General features: G+C 64.2%; 15 protein-coding genes. 10 read left to right on the top strand and 5 right to left on the bottom strand.

Going from position 1 to position 16,111, the window contains the following annotated elements:
* Positions 1-267: 267 nt before the first annotated feature.
* The 3 genes from LU688_RS22505 to LU688_RS22495 form a co-directional block, all read right to left on the bottom strand.
* Positions 268-1,095: a M23 family metallopeptidase gene (locus LU688_RS22505; RefSeq protein WP_094011684.1), complete on the bottom strand. Its 828-nt coding sequence runs from the start codon at positions 1,093-1,095 to the stop codon at positions 268-270.
* 3 nt (positions 1,096-1,098) lie between these two features.
* Positions 1,099-2,478: an exodeoxyribonuclease VII large subunit gene (gene xseA / locus LU688_RS22500; protein WP_038707595.1), complete on the bottom strand. Its 1,380-nt coding sequence runs from the start codon at positions 2,476-2,478 to the stop codon at positions 1,099-1,101.
* 76 nt (positions 2,479-2,554) lie between these two features.
* Positions 2,555-3,433, bottom strand: coding sequence for a LysR family transcriptional regulator (locus tag LU688_RS22495; RefSeq protein ID WP_094011683.1), 879 nt, complete (start codon positions 3,431-3,433; stop codon positions 2,555-2,557).
* A gap of 97 nt (positions 3,434-3,530) precedes the next feature.
* Between LU688_RS22495 and LU688_RS22490 the strand changes: the two genes are divergently transcribed.
* The 4 genes from LU688_RS22490 (at position 3,531) to guaA (ending at position 8,105) form a co-directional block, all read left to right on the top strand.
* Positions 3,531-4,286 (top strand): sulfite exporter TauE/SafE family protein, encoded by a 756-nt coding sequence (locus tag LU688_RS22490; protein ID WP_094011682.1) that lies wholly within the window; start codon positions 3,531-3,533, stop codon positions 4,284-4,286.
* A gap of 50 nt (positions 4,287-4,336) precedes the next feature.
* Positions 4,337-4,894: a hypothetical protein gene (locus tag LU688_RS22485; RefSeq protein WP_023628476.1), complete on the top strand. Its 558-nt coding sequence runs from the start codon at positions 4,337-4,339 to the stop codon at positions 4,892-4,894.
* An 86-nt stretch (positions 4,895-4,980) separates the two neighbouring features.
* The gene (gene guaB, locus LU688_RS22480) at positions 4,981-6,450 is read left to right on the top strand and encodes an IMP dehydrogenase (protein ID WP_023628475.1); all 1,470 of its coding nucleotides are present in this window, start codon (positions 4,981-4,983) and stop codon (positions 6,448-6,450) included.
* A 77-nt stretch (positions 6,451-6,527) separates the two neighbouring features.
* Positions 6,528-8,105, top strand: coding sequence for a glutamine-hydrolyzing GMP synthase (gene guaA / locus LU688_RS22475; protein ID WP_038706730.1), 1,578 nt, complete (start codon positions 6,528-6,530; stop codon positions 8,103-8,105).
* 65 nt (positions 8,106-8,170) lie between these two features.
* Here the strand turns inward: guaA and LU688_RS22470 are convergent, their stop codons facing one another.
* On the bottom strand, positions 8,171-9,115 hold the full coding sequence (locus LU688_RS22470; protein ID WP_050704159.1) for a helix-turn-helix transcriptional regulator: 945 nt from the start codon (positions 9,113-9,115) through the stop codon (positions 8,171-8,173).
* A 177-nt stretch (positions 9,116-9,292) separates the two neighbouring features.
* Here LU688_RS22470 and LU688_RS22465 point away from each other — a divergent pair, with 177 nt between their 5' ends.
* From LU688_RS22465 to tadA, 6 genes are all read left to right on the top strand, one after another.
* Complete coding sequence (locus LU688_RS22465; protein ID WP_094011681.1) at positions 9,293-9,739, top strand: hypothetical protein; 447 nt, start codon at positions 9,293-9,295, stop codon at positions 9,737-9,739.
* A gap of 2 nt (positions 9,740-9,741) precedes the next feature.
* A complete protein-coding gene (locus tag LU688_RS22460) occupies positions 9,742-10,401 on the top strand; it encodes a hypothetical protein (protein ID WP_082337649.1) in 660 nt (219 codons plus the stop codon).
* Positions 10,361-11,059 carry a hypothetical protein gene (locus LU688_RS22455; RefSeq protein WP_232887998.1) on the top strand — a complete coding sequence of 233 codons (699 nt, stop codon included), beginning with the start codon at positions 10,361-10,363 and terminating at the stop codon, positions 11,057-11,059. The genes LU688_RS22460 and LU688_RS22455 overlap by 41 nt, the downstream gene beginning before the upstream one ends.
* Positions 11,060-11,090: 31 nt before the next feature.
* Positions 11,091-12,563, top strand: a complete 1,473-nt coding sequence (locus LU688_RS22450) for a M48 family metallopeptidase (protein WP_160290952.1) — start codon at positions 11,091-11,093, stop codon at positions 12,561-12,563.
* 89 nt (positions 12,564-12,652) lie between these two features.
* Complete coding sequence (locus LU688_RS22445) at positions 12,653-14,035, top strand: multicopper oxidase family protein (RefSeq protein WP_094011678.1); 1,383 nt, start codon at positions 12,653-12,655, stop codon at positions 14,033-14,035.
* On the top strand, positions 14,035-14,514 hold the full coding sequence (gene tadA / locus LU688_RS22440) for a tRNA adenosine(34) deaminase TadA (protein ID WP_038706726.1): 480 nt from the start codon (positions 14,035-14,037) through the stop codon (positions 14,512-14,514). The genes LU688_RS22445 and tadA overlap by 1 nt, the downstream gene beginning before the upstream one ends.
* A 104-nt stretch (positions 14,515-14,618) precedes the next feature.
* Here tadA and mltF read toward each other — a convergent pair whose 3' ends face one another.
* On the bottom strand, positions 14,619-16,076 hold the full coding sequence (mltF, locus tag LU688_RS22435) for a membrane-bound lytic murein transglycosylase MltF (protein WP_023631723.1): 1,458 nt from the start codon (positions 16,074-16,076) through the stop codon (positions 14,619-14,621).
* Positions 16,077-16,111 lie beyond the last annotated feature (35 nt).

Genomic DNA, 16,111 nt, shown 5'->3' with positions numbered 1-16,111 from the left:
GGTAGTCGGGCGCTGACCAGGCAGAGGCTGCGGTGTTGTTGGAGGAGGGTGCTGAAGATGTTCATATGCTCAACCCTAACCAGTGGGTTTGGGTATGGCAAGCATTGCGAGAAAATTGAGAGGAATGCTTAAAAAAACGAATTTACTGAGTTTTTATGGCTTTTAAATTTGACCTGATGAGATTTTATTGCGTTAAGTTTTTTCATTGCGCAAGTCGCGGGGCAAGCGTGGGCTACGTGGGGGCGGGCTCGCCCCGCGATTGCGATTTCAGGGCTGGAACGCGCCGATGAAGATCGCCGGATCCACCCGCGCATCGTTGAGGCTGACGTTCCAGTGCATGTGCGGGCCGGTGGCCCGGCCAGTGGAGCCCACGCGGCCCACCACCTCGCCACGGCGCAGCGCCTGGCCCGGCTTCACGTCGATCTTCGACATGTGGCAGAACATGCTGATGAAGCCTTGCCCATGGTCGACGAACACCGTGCGGCCATTGAAGAAGTAGTCGCCCACCAGGATCACCTTGCCATTGGCCGGGGTCTTGATCGGCGTGCCGGCGGGCACGGCGAAGTCCAGGCCGGCATGGGGGTTGCGTTCCTCGCCATTGAAGAAGCGGCGCACGCCGAACTTGCTCGACAGCGGGCCGTTGACCGGCTTGTCGAGGATCAGGTTGCTCGGAAGCGCAGGGCTGAAACTGCGGTAGGCCTTTATCTGCTCGGCCAGTTCGCGGTCGATGCGCTTGAGGTCCTGCGGTTCAGGGTTGACCTGGCGCTTGTTCTTCAAGGTGATGTGCTGCTCGGGGTACTTCTTGCTGCCGACACTGAAAGGAATGTTGCGCCCACCCTGGGTCAGCACGGCACTGCCGGGCTTTTGCGTCAGTGGAATACCGACGATGGCCAGCCAGTTGTCCTGCTCCCTGACCACCAATACCGGTTTGCCATCGAAGCGCGCGGTCGGGGCGCTGGCGGCCGGGCCCAGGTCGACCACCGCCACGCCGCCGGGCACGGGCTTGTTGAGGGCGCGGGTGATGTAGCTGGCGTGGGCGGCCGTGACCGGCAGCAGCAGGGCAAGGGCAAGCAGGGGCGCGAACAGGCGTGGCATGTGTCAGTCCAGTAGCGAGAGGGTGACCGGGGTCTGGTGGTTGTCCTCGACCCGCACCTTGAGCTCGCCTTCGTTGAGGCGGGCGGTCAGGCGTTGGCCGTTGTGGGTTTGCGCGGCGCTGCGGATGGCCTGGCCGCGCTCATCCAGGAGGATGCTGTAGCCGCGGGCGAGGGTGGCCAGCGGGCTGACCACCTGCAGGGTCTGCAACTGTGCCTGGAAGCGCTGGCGGCGGTCCTTGAGCACGTCGCGCATGGCCCGCGGCAGGCGTTCGGCGAGGCTGTCCAGGCGCTGCTTGAGCAGTTTCAGGCTGCGCCCCGGATGTTGCGCGGCCAGGCGCGTGTCGAGGCGGCCGAGGCGTTGCTGGCGCTGGTTCATGTCGAGCATGAAGGCGCGGCGCAGGCGCATGTCCAGGTCGTCCAGGCGCTGGGCCTGCTGGCGCAGGCGCTCGCCGGGGTGGCGCAGGCGTCGGGCCAGCCCGTCGAGGCGCAGGCGGTCGTGGGCCAGGCGGTTCTGCATGCGCAGCAGCAGGCGCCGTTGCAGGCCGTCGAGGCGCTGCTGCAGGCCGCTGCTGTCGGGGGCGAGCAGCTCGGCGGCGGCGGACGGTGTGGGTGCGCGCACATCGGCGACGAAATCGCTGATCGACACGTCGGTCTCATGGCCCACGGCGCTGACGATGGGCGTGACGCAGGCGGCCACGGCGCGGGCCACGGCCTCTTCGTTGAAGCACCAGAGGTCTTCCAGCGAGCCACCGCCACGGGCCAGGATCAGCGCGTCGAAGCCTTGCCGATCGGCCATCTGCAGGGCGCGGACGATCTGGCTGATCGCCTCGCGGCCCTGCACCGCGGTGGGGATCAGGTTCAACTCGACCTGCGGCGCACGGCGGCCAAACACACTGATGATGTCGCGAATCACCGCGCCGGTGGGCGAGGTGATGATGCCGATGCGTTGCGGGTGCGCCGGTAGCGGCTTCTTGCGTTCGGTGCTGAACAGCCCCTCCGCGCCGAGCTTTTCCTTCAGCGCCTCGAACGCCAGGCGCAGGGCACCGTCGCCGGCCGGTTCGACCGTATCGAGGATCAGCTGGTAGTCGCCACGCCCTTCGAACAGCGAGACCTTGCCGCGCACCCGTACCGCCAGGCCGTCACGCAGGGCCTGGCGCACCCGGGCGGCGTTCTGCCGGAACAGCGCGCAGCGGATCTGTGCGCCGCTGTCCTTGAGGGTGAAATACATATGGCCGGAGGCCGGGCGGGCGAGGTTGGAAATCTCGCCTTCCACCCAGACGCTGCGGAACACGTCCTCGAGCAGCACGCGGGCGCGGCCGTTGAGCTGGCTGACGGTGAGGACCTCGCGGTCCAGGCCGAGTCGTTCGAAAGGGTCTCTGATCATGGTGGGCATCATAAATGAGCGAAGGCCTGGTTGTCTGTGCCGGCCTCTATCGCGGGCTTGCCCCGCGATGAGGCCTTCAGCCTTGCATGATCGCCACGAACTGGCCCACCAGTTCCCCGGCATCCCGCCGGCAAGCCAGCGCCACGGTACTTTGGCACGCCTCGTCCAGCGGCACGAAATGCACCGCCGGCGGGGCAATCTCGCGCATGCTCGCCGGCAACAACGCCACCCCGAACCCGGCCTGGATCAGTTGCAGTTGCGTGGTCTTGCGCGATACCACCTGTGCTGCCTGCGGAAAGAACCCCGCATTCATGCACAGCGACGCCGACAGGTAGCTCAGGCCGCCACGCTGGCGATGGGGGATGGAAATGAAACGTTCCTCGCGCAGTTGGTCCAGTCGAACACTGCTTGCCGTGGCCAGTGGGTGGCCCGCCGCCACTGCCAGCAGCAGGGGTTCGTCGAACAGCGCATGCAGCTCCACGCCTTCATGCTGGCGCAGCACCGGCAGGCGCAACAGGCCGATCTCCAGGCGGCCTTCGGCGATGTCCTCCAGTTGCGCCTCCGACGATTGCTGAGCGATCTCCAGGGAAACGCCGGGATTATTCTCGAGGTAGCCGCCGAGGCGCTGCAGCAAATGGCCGGTCAGCGGCACGGTGCTGGAGTGGTTCAGTCGCAGGCTGCCGCGCAGGCCCTGGCCGATTTCCCGGGCCAGGCGCTCGGCCTTGTCCAGGTCGGCCAGCAAATGGCGGGCGCGCTCGAGAAAGGCCAGCCCGGCGACGGTCAGCCGTGGCTGGCGGGCAGTGCGTTCGAACAGGACGGTACCCAGGTGAAGCTCAAGCTCCTTGATCTGCCGGCTGAGGGCCGACTGGGCAATGTACAGCCGCTCGGCGGCGGCGCTGAAACTGCCGGCCTCGGCGATTTCGACGAAGTAGCGCAGCTGGCGGATCGAAGTCATGTCATGCCTTTTCGAGATGGCTAATGGCAAAAATGCATATTAGTCGGCATGGCTCGTCACTGGCTAACCTTCAGTTGTCTTCAAGGGAACTGCCGCGATGCTCGCTCAACTGTCGTTTTCCACGTTCGACTGGCTGCCCATCCTGCTGGGAGTGGGGGTGGCCTATATCGTCTTCGGTATTGCCGGTTTCGGCACTGCGCTGGTCGCCGGCCCCGTGCTGATCCATTTCATGCCGTTGTCACGGATCATTCCGTTGCTGGTGCTGCTGGATTTCGTCGCAGCCTTCGGCAACCTGCTGCCGTCGCGGCGCGATGTGGTGCGCGGCGAGTTGCTGCGCCTGCTGCCGTTCATGGCGGTGGGTTGCACCCTGGGCGTGGTGTTCCTGCTGCGGCTCAAGTCCGATGTGTTGCTGTTGCTGATGGGTATCTTCGTGACCGCCTATGCGGTCTATGGCCTGGCGGTCAAGGTACGCCCGGCTAGCCTGTCGGGCGCCTGGGCGGTGCCCATGGGCACGGTGGGCGGGTTGTTCGGCGCCTTGTTCGGCAGTGGTGGATTCCTCTACGCGATCTACCTAAGTGCCCGCCTGGAGGCCAAGGAACAGGTGCGCGCGACCCAGGTCGCGCTGATCAGCTGCAGCACGGTGGTGCGCCTGTCGCTGTTCCTGGTCGCCGGGGTGTATGCCGATACCAGCCTGTTGCTGCTCGCCGCCTGCCTGCTGCCGGTGATGTTCGCGGGCACCTGGTTGGGGAGGCGACTGACCTTGAACCTGTCTCGCGAGGCCTTCATCCGCCTGGTCACCTGGTTGGTCCTGGCCAGCGGCCTGGCCTTGATCGGTCGCTATCTGAGCGCCTGAGCAGGCGCTAGAATTGCGCCATTACCGCAGTCCGCAGGCCCGCCTCACCCATGAATACCCAGAGCATCATCGTCCCCAAACTGTCCACCGTGCCCGTCCATGAGGCCCGCGCCCGCGCCATCCTGCGCTGGTTGGTGCGCGAAAAAATCGTCGAGGAACAGTTGAGCACCTGTGGGCGCACCGGCAACCGCATGGGCCATGCCCTGGCGGAGGGGGCGCGCAAGGTGGCCCTGCATCCCGAGAAGTTGCCGTTCGGCGAGCAGGTCAACGGCCTGGAGGTAATGCTCAAGCGTTGCATCTACACCCCCACCGACGGTTTTCTCGAAGAAGCCGGTTGCCCGGAGTGCCGGCGCGAGGTCGGCGAGCCGCTGTTCGAGAGCCTGGAGGAGTGGATGCCGGGGGTGAGTGACAACTTCACCTGCCCGCTGTGCGGCTTCGAAGACGACATCAATGGCTTTCTCTATTTGCAGCCGTGTGCCTTTTCCAACCTGGGGTTCATCTTCAATAACTGGGGCGAGGCCGGGTTTACCCAGGCCTTCCTCGACAGCTTTGCCGACTGGCTGGACCAGCCAGTGGCGGTGGTGCAGGTAAAACTGCCGCAAGGCTGACCGAAGGCCCTTATTTTGCATTGAGCGGCGCGCCATGGATGGGTATAATGGCGCGCTTCCATTTTTCCCTCCCGGGAGCCCCCGCGATGCTGCGTATCAGCCAAGAAGCCCTGACCTTCGACGATATCCTCCTTGTACCTGGCTACTCCGAGGTACTGCCCAATGAAGTCAGTCTCAAGACCCGTTTGACTCGTGGCATCGAGCTGAACATTCCCCTGGTCTCCGCCGCCATGGATACCGTGACCGAAGCGCGCCTGGCCATCGCCATGGCCCAGGAAGGCGGCATCGGCATCATCCACAAGAACATGACCATCGAGCAGCAGGCCGGCGAAGTACGCAAGGTCAAGAAGTTCGAGGCTGGCGTGGTCAAGGACCCGATCACCATCGACGCCGACGCCACCGTGCGCGACCTGTTCGACCTGACCCGGCTGAACAACATCTCCGGTGTTCCGGTGCTGGAAAACGGTGACCTGGTCGGCATCGTCACTTCCCGCGACGTGCGCTTCGAAACCCGCCTGGACGCCAAGGTCCGCGACGTGATGACCCCCAAAGAGCGTCTGGTCACCGTCCGCGAAGGCGCCGACAAGAACGAAGTCCGCGAGCTGCTGCACAAGCACCGCCTGGAAAAAGTCCTGATCGTCGACGACAAGTTCGCCCTCAAGGGCATGATGACCGTCAAGGACATCGAGAAAGCCAAGGCCTACCCGCTGGCCAGCAAGGACGACCAGGGTCGTCTGCGCGTGGGCGCCGCGGTCGGCACCGGCAAGGACACCGGCGAGCGTGTTGCCGCCCTGGTAGCCGCCGGCGTTGACGTGGTTGTCGTCGACACCGCCCACGGTCACTCCAAAGGCGTGATCGACCGCGTTCGCTGGGTCAAAGAGACCTACCCGCAAGTGCAGGTGATCGGCGGCAACATCGCCACTGGCGCTGCCGCCAAGGCCCTGGCCGAAGCCGGTGCCGACGCGGTCAAGGTCGGTATCGGCCCAGGCTCGATCTGCACCACCCGTATCGTCGCCGGTGTCGGCGTGCCGCAGATCAGCGCCATCGCCAATGTCGCCGCCGCACTGGAAGGCACTGGCGTGCCACTGATCGCCGACGGCGGCATCCGTTTCTCGGGTGACCTGTCCAAGGCCATCGTCGCCGGTGCTTCCTGCGTGATGATGGGTTCGATGTTCGCCGGTACCGAAGAAGCACCGGGTGAAGTCGAACTGTTCCAGGGTCGTTCCTACAAGGCCTACCGTGGCATGGGCTCGCTGGGTGCCATGGCGCAGGCGCAAGGCTCGTCCGACCGTTACTTCCAGGACTCCTCGGCCGGCGCCGAGAAGCTGGTGCCGGAAGGTATCGAAGGTCGCGTGCCGTACAAAGGCGCCCTGGCCGCGATCATCCACCAGCTGATGGGCGGCCTGCGTTCGTCCATGGGCTACACCGGCAGCGCGACCATCGAAGAGATGCGTACCAAGCCGGAGTTCGTGCGCATCACCGGTGCCGGCATGGCCGAGTCCCACGTGCATGACGTGCAGATCACCAAGGAAGCCCCTAACTACCGCGTAGGCTGAGGCTTCCAGCAATTACCGAACGGGGCTGTCATACACAGCCCCGCGTCGTTTCCGATTTCCACTGACGAGATTGAGTCATGGCCCTCGACATTCACGCTCACCGTATCCTGATCCTCGATTTCGGTTCCCAGTACACCCAGCTGATCGCCCGCCGCGTGCGCGAGATCGGTGTGTATTGCGAGCTGCACCCGTTCGACATGGACGATGAAGCGATCCGCGAATTCAACCCGCGCGGCATCATCCTGGCCGGTGGCCCCGAGTCGGTCCACGAGGCCAACAGCCCGCGCGCGCCGCAGGCCGTGTTCGACCTGAAGGTCCCGGTGCTGGGCATCTGCTACGGCATGCAGACCATGGCCGAGCAGATGGGCGGCAAGGTCGAAGGTTCCGACCTGCGCGAGTTCGGCTACGCCCGCGTCGACGTGGTCGGCAAGAGCCGCCTGCTCGACGGCATCGAAGACCATGTCGACGATGACGGCGTGCTGGGCCTGGACGTGTGGATGAGCCACGGCGACAAGGTCACCCAGATGCCAGGCAACTTCAGCGTGCTGGCCAGCACCCCGAGCTGCCCGATCGCCGGCATGTACGACGATGCCCTGGGCTACTACGGCGTGCAGTTCCACCCGGAAGTGACCCACACCAAGCAAGGCGGCCGTATCCTGTCGCGCTTCGTCCAGGACATCTGCGGCTGTGAAGCCCTGTGGACCGCTTCGAACATCGTCGAGGACGCCATTGCCCAGGTACGTGCACAGGTTGGTTCGGCCAACGTTCTGCTGGGCCTGTCCGGCGGCGTCGACAGCTCGGTTGTTGCCGCGCTGCTGCACCGCGCCATCGGCGACCAGCTGACCTGCGTGTTCGTCGACAACGGCCTGCTGCGCCTGCACGAAGGCGACCAGGTGATGGCCATGTTCAAGGAGAACATGGGCGTCAAGGTGATCCGCGCCGATGCCGAGAAGCAGTTCCTCGACAACCTGCAAGGCGAAGCCGACCCTGAGAAGAAGCGCAAGATCATCGGCCGCACCTTCATCGACGTGTTCGATGCCGAGGCCAGCAAGCTGGAGAACATCCAGTTCCTCGCCCAGGGCACCATCTACCCCGACGTGATCGAGTCGGCCGGCGCCAAGAGCGGCAAGGCTCACGTGATCAAGTCGCACCACAACGTCGGTGGCCTGCCGGAGGAAATGAACCTCAAGCTGGTCGAGCCACTGCGTGAGCTGTTCAAGGACGAAGTGCGCAAGATCGGCCTGGAACTGGGCCTGCCGTACGACATGGTCTACCGCCACCCGTTCCCGGGCCCAGGCCTGGGCGTGCGTATCCTCGGTGAAGTGAAGAAGGAATACGCCGACATCCTGCGTCGCGCCGACCACATCTTCATCGAAGAACTGCGCAAGGCCGACTGGTACCACAAGACCAGCCAGGCGTTCGTGGTGTTCCAGCCGGTCAAGTCGGTCGGCGTCGTCGGCGACGGCCGTCGCTACGCCTGGGTCGTGGCCCTGCGTGCCGTCGAGACCGTGGACTTCATGACCGCGCGCTGGGCGCACCTGCCGTACGAGCTGCTGGAAACCGTCAGCGGCCGTATCATCAACGAAATCGACGGTATCTCCCGCGTCACCTATGACGTGTCGAGCAAGCCGCCAGCGACCATCGAGTGGGAATGATCCCGAGTCGCGGTTGAATGAAACGGGCCTGCATTGCAGGCCCGTTTTTTTGGGGGGGCTGAACCCTACTCAGCCCCGGGAGAATGCCCAAAATACGCCTTGTAGGCATGGCAGAAATTGGCCGGGTTGGCGTAGCCGACATGATAGGCAACCTGCGATACCTGCCAGCGACGCTCCAGCAGCAGGGCGCGGGCCAGCTCCATTCTCTGTTGCCGAACATACTGCAAGAGCGACCGACCGTATTCGTGGCTGAAAGCGCGGCGCAAGGTGGTCTCGCTCACCCCCAGCTGGCGAGCGAGTGCGGCAGCAGTGGGCGGTGCGTTCAGGTTTTCATCGAGCTGGCGGCGCGTTTCAATGGCCAGGTCGCGGCGCCCCCGGTCTTGACTCTTCTCGGCGGATCTGTGCCCGATCAGGTGGCTGGCCAGTTCCAGCAAGATGGCCAAGCTCAGGCTCTCGCAATGCAGGCGCCTGAGTCCGCCGGTATAGGGTGACAGATACAGCTGCCGGAACAGGCGGCTCACCGCTGGACACTGCGGTAGCTGGTCGAAGCGCATGCCGTCGGCGACAAGTGCCAACAGGGGCTTGAGCTGCGCGTCCTCCCGGGCCAGCTCTTGCAGGTAATCGCCGGCAATACGTACTCCGGCCATGCGGGCATGACTGTTGGCGGGCAGTTGGTCCTGCGCCTCCAGGCTTTCACCCAGGCTCAGCATGTGCAACTGGCCAGGGGCATAACTGTTGAGCCTTCCGTCCACCGTGTGCTGCCACGCCCCGTCGAACACCTGCACGATGCACAGGCTTTGCGGCAGCACCTTGTCGATCCTCAGCGGCTCTGGAAACTGCAGGTTGCAATCGAAGTATTGCAACCCGCTGTGTACCGTCTGCGCCCGATAGTGGCCGGTCGCGCTACCCATCACTCGCGCGCTGCTCGCATCCAGTACACCAGCATCAGCGAGTGACCCGGGGCTATCGAATGAAAAGTCGGTGTCGAGGTAGGGGCTGATCGATCGCATGTGCGCTTGGCATCCTTGGCTGAGGGCGGCATGGCCGCGAATGGTAACGCGTGCACATTTTCAGCGACAGCCGTTGTGCGCAGGGTGCTGTCTGTTGTGCAAGCCGGTCAGCGGGGTTGGCTAGTCGGGCCAGGCTTATTTCAATGGGCGTTTGTTTCGATTCAGGATGGAGAAGACATGCTCGCTTATCGCAAATGGACAGCCCTGGTGGTGGCTGCGTTCGCCCTGTGGCTGGGCCAGGTTCACGCTGAACAACGGCCGGAAGTGGCCGACCAGGTAGTTGCCTACATGGGGGCGCAAGGGACCAAGGTGTGGACGCTGCGTATCGGTGAACGTGCCGCCAACGAAGCGCTGGTACAAATCGAAGGCATCGATCACGACTGGAACATGCGCATCCAGAAAATGCAGGTGGAGAAGACCAGCAAGGACACCCGCTACTCCACCACCGTGGACGGCAAGAAGTACGTGGTGCTGATCATCCAGGGCAACTGGGGCGGCGAGTTGAACCTGCCGGGTGAGGCGCAGACACAGCAGGTCGGCTATTCGGAAGGGCTGTCGCGTGAGGGCAATGCCCAGGCGTTCCTTACCGATTATCTGGCAGCACAGAACACGGAGGCGCAATGATCATGAGCGAGTTCAACGACCCGCTCTCCGAACTGTCTGGCTCGCTGGGCCAGGACTACGAGCAAAGCCGTGCCGCCCAGCGCGACCGAGTGATCGCTGAGCTCAAGCAGGTAATCGAGCGCGTGCCCGAGCAGAGCGAGTTCACCAACTCCCGGCGTTACCGGATCTGGGGGCCAGTATTGTTGCTGGGTGCACTGATTATCACGGCCGTGACCTTCAATCCGGAACGCTTGGGGGCGGTTGCAGCAGGTGTCTTCATCACCTTGATCGCAGCAGCGGTGACCTGGCAACACCGTAATGCCGGTACCCAGGTCTTCATGCGCTTGACCCGCCGGCAGTTGTTCGTCGATACGCTGGATGCACCGGTAGACCTGGCGGAAGTGGAGGACGTTTCGGTCAAGGATGAAGGGCTGGTCATGGTACAGACGCTGGAAATGAGCAGCGAAGCCGTCCTGCCAAAGCATCATGTGGTGAAACTGCAGTTCTTCGGTAACCAGGCCATGGTGTTGAAGAAACCGCGGCCGCAGATCCGCATCATGTCCGCAGGCCTGGCCAGCAACGGACGCAAGCTGGGGAACGAGGAAGTGCTCGCGCTGCTGGCAGCCTACCGCGATGCGGCACATGCGCAACGGCAACTGGATCTGTTGCAGAACGATGGATAACGGCGAACGCGAAGCCCACCTCGCGTACCTGCAGGCTCAGGCTGATGGCCCCACCGACAGCTTCGTACTGCTGGAGCATTCGCTCGGCAAGGCGCTGGCATGTGCCGTGATTGGCCTGTTGTTCGGCGCGCTGGGCATATGGCTGACCACTCTGGCGGTGCGGTTCAGTCCCGGTGCCAGCAGCGGTGTCATCTGGCTGATGTCTGGTTTCGGCCTCGGCCTGGCCGGCGTCGGGGTGGCGGGGCTGGCCTGTGCCGTCGTGCTATACCGACGGCACGGCAAGCGGGTGCTGAGCGTGACACCAGATACCCTGTGCTTCGCCAACGCGCAGGCGCCGATCCCACTGGACTCCTTCGACGGCTTCGAGGTCGAGCAGGGTTACTTCACTACCCGGCTGATCTTTACCGTGTCGGCGTTCAGCCATGCACCAGTGCTGGCACCGGCCTGTTTCAGGGCGCTGGCCTCACCTGACGCGGTGGTCGTCGCGGGCGGCTTGCGCGTCAGGCTGTGGTTGTGCACGCCCGTCGTAGCCGGGCGCCGCCTTGGCCTGCAGGAACTGGTGGATCTGCTTTATGCCTATGTGCAAGCGGCCCAGGCCAGGCGTACGTTGGCGCAGCTGTTTCCGGGTGTGGCGCGTCTGGGTGAAGCGGCCAGATGAGCCTGAACGTGACCGTTGGCGCTCTGGGGCAATGAAGCGCTTCGGTTGGGGCCTGATCCTGCTGCTGTTGCCTCTGGTGCTGTTTGGCTGGGGTAAAGTGCAGTACTGGCGGGCTGACACGGCGCAGGATCAGGCCCTGACCATACGGCAATGGCTGGCTGCCCCCAATGAGACGTTGCTACGCCAATTGCCGTGGGAAGCCCGCAAGGAGCTTGCCAGGCATGTCGATCCGCGGCAGGCCCTGCAGCGTCAACTGGACCTGCTCGATGCGGATCGTCTTTGGGTAAGCGTACGCAAGGTGATGGCCAGTGTGAGCTGCTGGCTGGCAGTGGCCGCTCTGCTGGCAGGCCTCTGGGCCTGGCTCAAGCTGAAGTTGGCTGCCTGGCGGGCGCTGCGCTCTGCGGCCTACCTGTATGAACGCATGATGGCCAACTGGCAGGCCTTGGGCTGTTGCTTGAGTCTCTACATGGTCATGCTTGCCGGTTCGCTGTGCCTGTTGCTGCTCTATGAGGCCAGTTCCGGAGCAAGCCGCGCAGCGCAGGGCGGCATGACGGTGCTGGTCGTGGTGCTGCCGCTGGCCTCAGTCCTGGTTGTGTGTGTTCGCCAGGTCTGGCGAATGCGTCGGCACTGGCCGCTGATGCAGTCTCCGACCGCCAGATTTCTCGCCCGCCCGCTAGGCAGGCAGGCGACGCCAGCGGTGTGGCAGTGGATCGAGACCTTGGCAACACAACTGCACGCGCCTGTCCCGGACCATATCGTGGTCGGCCTTGACCAGGGTTTTTTCGTCACCAGCGTTCCGATCCTGCTGCAGCCCGGTGGGCAGGTCCTCAGGGGGCGTACGTTGTATCTGCCTCTACCTTGCCTGGCCGCCTTGAGCCAGGCAGAGGCGGCCTCGGTCATCGGTCACGAACTGGGCCACTTCAGGCGCCGTGATACGGAGCGGGGCAGCGAAACCAGTGCGCGTTTCAGCCTGATGTGCGCGCATTATTCGGCCATGGTCGGCGACGAGGATGCTCCGCGCTGGGTGGTTCGGCCCACCTTGTGGCTGGCCGGGCAGTTCTTGCACCATTTTCAGCTTGCGGTTCATCACTGGGGGCGTGCACAGGAATTGCTGGCTGATCGGGCAGGTGCCGAGGTCGCTGGCCCGAAGCTGTTCGTACAGGCGCTGTTACGGGTGATTGCCCTGGGGCGGGTGATCGACGGCTTGTTGGTCGCCCACGGTGGCAGCAACCTTTTGCGGGCGCTGGCGGCGCACCTGCAAGGCACGCCGTTGCAACTGGGCGAGGAAGTGCTGGGGCTGGCCACTACCCATCCATTCGATACGCACCCCGACCTCGCCACGCGCCTGAACAACCTGGATATCCTGCTCGACCCACAATTGCTGCAGGCCGCCTTGCGCGTGCCGTCCGCTGATGACCAGCAGTGGTTCAATGACCTTTGTCTGGCTTCAGGCAGCACTTGTGATAGCAAGGCTGCGGGCAGCATCCAAAGAGACTTCACTTAATATTTCCCAATTGCAGGTGTATCGTATTCGCCCTTCATCGCCAGCCATGCTGGCAGCTTGATTGCGCAGAACACGAGGTACCCGCACCAATGTCCTTCACCCGTCGACAAATGCTCAAGGGCCTGACCGGCCTTGTAGTGGTAGGCCTGGGCGCCGGTGGCGCGGCGCGTTACTGGCTGGGCAAGGTCGAGGACGACAACGCCGGGCACGACTACGAGCTGATCGCCGCGCCCCTGGACGTCGAGCTGGTGCCGGGCTTCAAGACCGAGGCCTGGGCCTTCGGCCCGTCGGCGCCGGGCACTGAGTTGCGGGTGCGCCAGGGTACCTGGTTGCGGGTGCGCTTCATCAACCATCTACCCGTCGAGACCACCATCCATTGGCACGGTATCCGCCTGCCGCTGGAAATGGACGGCGTGCCGTACGTGTCGCAATTGCCGGTCAAGCCCGGCGAATATTTCGACTACAAGTTCCGTGTGCCGGATGCCGGCAGCTACTGGTACCACCCCCACGTGAGCAGCTCCGAGGAACTGGGGCGCGGGCTGGTCGGCCCGCTGATCGTCGAAGAGCGCGAACCGACCGGTTTCAAGCACGAGCGCACGCTGAGCCTGAAGAACTGGCACGTGGACGAGCAGGGCGCCTGGCTGCCGTTCAGCATCCCCCGCGAGGCGGCGCGCAACGGCACTGCCGGGCGGCTGATCACCATCAATGGCCAGGCCGAGTCGGTCACCGAGCTGCCGGCCGGGCAGGTGGTACGGGTGCGCCTGCTGAACCTGGACAATACCTGGACCTACCGCCTGAACCTCAAGGGCAACTGCGAGGCGATGATCTACGCCCTCGATGGCAACCCGATCACCCCGCGCCCGCTGGACGAGGAGTACTGGCTTGGCCCCGGCATGCGCATCTGCCTGGCGATCCGCATACCCGAGGCGAGCGAGGAGGTCTCGTTGCGTGATGGCTTCGTGCGCCTGGGCACCTTGCGCTCGGTGGCCAGCAGCGAGGCGCCGGGCGACTGGCCCAAGGCGCTGCCGCCGAACCCGGTCGCCGAGCCGGACCTGGAGAATGCCGAGAAGCTCAACTTCAATTTCGAATGGGTCGGCAAGGTTTCGGTGAATACCGAGAACGGCAAGCCGCCGAGTCTGTGGCAGATCAACGGCCAGGCCTGGGACATCACCGACAAGACTTGCGCCGACCGGCCCATCGCCACGCTGCAGAAGGGCAAGAGCTATATCCTCGAGCTGAAGAACATGACCCAGTACCAGCACCCGATCCACCTGCACGGCATGAGTTTCAAGGTGATCGCCTCCAATCGGCGCAAGATCGTCGAGCCGTGGTTCACCGACACTTACCTGCTGGGCAAGAACGAGCGGGCGCAGGTGGCGCTGGTGGCGGATAACCCAGGCACCTGGATGTTCCACTGCCATGTCATCGACCACATGGAAACCGGCCTGATGGCCGCGATCGCGGTGGTCTGATGCGTCCGCAGATCATCGATCGCAGCCGCGATCAGGAATTCATGCGCCTGGCCCTGGAACTGGCGGCCCAGGGCGCGGCCCTGGGCGAGGTGCCGGTGGGCGCGGTGCTGGTGCAGCACGGCCAGGTGCTCGGCCAGGGCTTCAACCGGCCGATCCTCGACAGCGACCCCAGCGCCCATGCCGAGATGGTGGCGATCCGCGCTGCGGCCAAGTCCGCCAGCAACTACCGCCTGCCGGGCAGCACCCTGTACGTGACGCTGGAGCCGTGCAGCATGTGCGCGGGGCTGATCGTCCATTCGCGGGTGGCGCGGGTGGTCTACGGCGCGCTGGAGCCCAAGGCAGGGATCGTGCAGAGCCAGGGGCAGTTCTTCACCCAGAGCTTTCTCAATCATCGGGTGATGTACGAGGGCGGGGTGCTGGCCGAGGAATGCGGCGCGATACTCAGCGAGTTTTTCAAGGCTCGGCGGGCCAAGGGCTAACCTGCGCCGGCCTCATCGCTGGCAAGCCAGCTCCCACAGGATGGCGCTCGGCTTTAGAAGGGCGATCAAGGGAGCTGGCTTGCCGGTGAAGTGGTCTTGAAGACTCACATCGGCGCCGCTTGCTCCGCTGGCTTGTCCTTGTTCACCGCAGGCACATGCAGGTTGCCCTCGGCCACCTGGCCTTCGAGCTGCGGTTGCGTGACCCAGGTGAGGATGTCGTAGTAGCGGCGGATGTTGGCGACGAAATGCACCGGCTCACCGCCCCGGGCATAACCGTACTTGGTCTTGCTGTACCACTGCTTCTGCGACAGGCGCGGCAGCATCTTCTTCACGTCCAGCCACTTGTTCGGGTTCAGGCCTTCGCGCTTGGCCAGGGTGCGGGCGTCTTCCAGGTGGCCGCTGCCGACGTTGTAGGCCGCCAGGGCGAACCAGGTGCGGTCCGGCTCCTTGATGCTGTCGTCGAGCTGGTCCTTGACCAGCATGAAGTACTTGGCGCCGCCCTGGATGCTCTGCCGGGGGTCCAGGCGGTTGGACACGCCCATGGCCTGGGCGGTGCGCTGGGTCAGCATCATCAGGCCGCGCACACCGGTCTTGGAGGTGACCTCCGGCTGCCACATCGATTCCTGGTAGCCGATCGCGGCCAGCAGCCGCCAGTCCACCTGTTCGACCTTGGAGCTGGTCTTGAAGTGTTTCTCGTACTTGGGCAGGCGTTGCTGCAGGTGCTGGGCGAAGGTGTAGGCGCCGACGTAGCCCAGCACATCGACATGGCCGTAGTAACGGTCCTTCAGGCGTTGAAGCGTGCCGTTCTTCTGCGACTTGTCGAGAAACTCGTTGATCTCGTTGAGCAGGCTGTTGTCTTCGCCGGCGGCCACCGCCCAGCGCTGGTCACGGGTGTCGCCCAGGTCGAAGGCCACGCGCACGTTGGGGAAGTAGACCTGGTTCATGGCCAGTTCGTTGGAGTCGACCAGGGTCAGGTCGATCTGGCCTTCGTCGACCATGCGCAGCAGGTCGACCACTTCGACGGCGTCGGATTCTTCATATTCCAGCCCCGGATACTGCTTTTTCAGCTCGGCCAGCTGGTCGGCGTGGCTGCTGCCCTTGAGCACCATGATCTTCTTGCCCACCAGGCCCTTGGCATTGGTCGGGCGCGAGCGGCCGTTGCGGTAGATGACCTGCGGGGTCACCTCGAGATAAGGGTGGGAGAACTTCGCCTGGCTGGCGCGTCGCTCGCTGCTGACCAGGCCGGCGGCGGCCAGCACCGGGCCGGAGGGTTTGCCCAACTGGTCGAACAATTGGTCGAGGTTGTCGGCGGTCTCGATCTCGAGTTTTACCCCCAGGTCATCGGCGAAGCGCTTGACCAGTTCGTACTCGAAACCGGTTTCGCCGTTGCGGTCCTGGAAGTAGGTGGCCGGGCTGTTGCGGGTAATCACGCGCAATACGCCATCCTCCTTGACGCGCTCGAGGGTGCTGGGTTTTTCAACGCAGGCACCGAGCATCAGGAAGAGTCCGGTTGCGAAGAGCCATTTGGCGCAACGCTGGCGCAAAGCAGTGTGGGCGAACATAGGGTGCAGTATACGCAAAGGACTGCCGGCGCCAT

It is taken from the genome of Pseudomonas soli (assembly GCF_021283165.2).
In the GTDB taxonomy this organism is placed as follows: Bacteria; Pseudomonadota; Gammaproteobacteria; order Pseudomonadales; family Pseudomonadaceae; genus Aquipseudomonas; species Aquipseudomonas soli.
Note: the sequence above shows the minus strand (reverse complement) of the source record. Positions and strands in the feature narration are given on the sequence as shown.

Coding starts and splice junctions, on each gene's coding strand:
- LU688_RS22485 (WP_023628476.1), top strand. CDS start 4,337: ATGAATACCCAGAGCATCATCGTCCCCAAACTGTCCACCGTGCCCGTC.
- LU688_RS22505 (WP_094011684.1), bottom strand. CDS start 1,095: ATGCCACGCCTGTTCGCGCCCCTGCTTGCCCTTGCCCTGCTGCTGCCG.
- LU688_RS22460 (WP_082337649.1), top strand. CDS start 9,742: ATGAGCGAGTTCAACGACCCGCTCTCCGAACTGTCTGGCTCGCTGGGC.
- guaA (WP_038706730.1), top strand. CDS start 6,528: ATGGCCCTCGACATTCACGCTCACCGTATCCTGATCCTCGATTTCGGT.
- LU688_RS22470 (WP_050704159.1), bottom strand. CDS start 9,115: ATGCGATCGATCAGCCCCTACCTCGACACCGACTTTTCATTCGATAGC.
- xseA (WP_038707595.1), bottom strand. CDS start 2,478: ATGATCAGAGACCCTTTCGAACGACTCGGCCTGGACCGCGAGGTCCTC.
- LU688_RS22455 (WP_232887998.1), top strand. CDS start 10,361: ATGCGCAACGGCAACTGGATCTGTTGCAGAACGATGGATAACGGCGAA.
- LU688_RS22445 (WP_094011678.1), top strand. CDS start 12,653: ATGTCCTTCACCCGTCGACAAATGCTCAAGGGCCTGACCGGCCTTGTA.
- LU688_RS22495 (WP_094011683.1), bottom strand. CDS start 3,433: ATGACTTCGATCCGCCAGCTGCGCTACTTCGTCGAAATCGCCGAGGCC.
- guaB (WP_023628475.1), top strand. CDS start 4,981: ATGCTGCGTATCAGCCAAGAAGCCCTGACCTTCGACGATATCCTCCTT.
- LU688_RS22465 (WP_094011681.1), top strand. CDS start 9,293: ATGCTCGCTTATCGCAAATGGACAGCCCTGGTGGTGGCTGCGTTCGCC.
- LU688_RS22490 (WP_094011682.1), top strand. CDS start 3,531: ATGCTCGCTCAACTGTCGTTTTCCACGTTCGACTGGCTGCCCATCCTG.
- LU688_RS22450 (WP_160290952.1), top strand. CDS start 11,091: ATGAAGCGCTTCGGTTGGGGCCTGATCCTGCTGCTGTTGCCTCTGGTG.
- mltF (WP_023631723.1), bottom strand. CDS start 16,076: ATGTTCGCCCACACTGCTTTGCGCCAGCGTTGCGCCAAATGGCTCTTC.
- tadA (WP_038706726.1), top strand. CDS start 14,035: ATGCGTCCGCAGATCATCGATCGCAGCCGCGATCAGGAATTCATGCGC.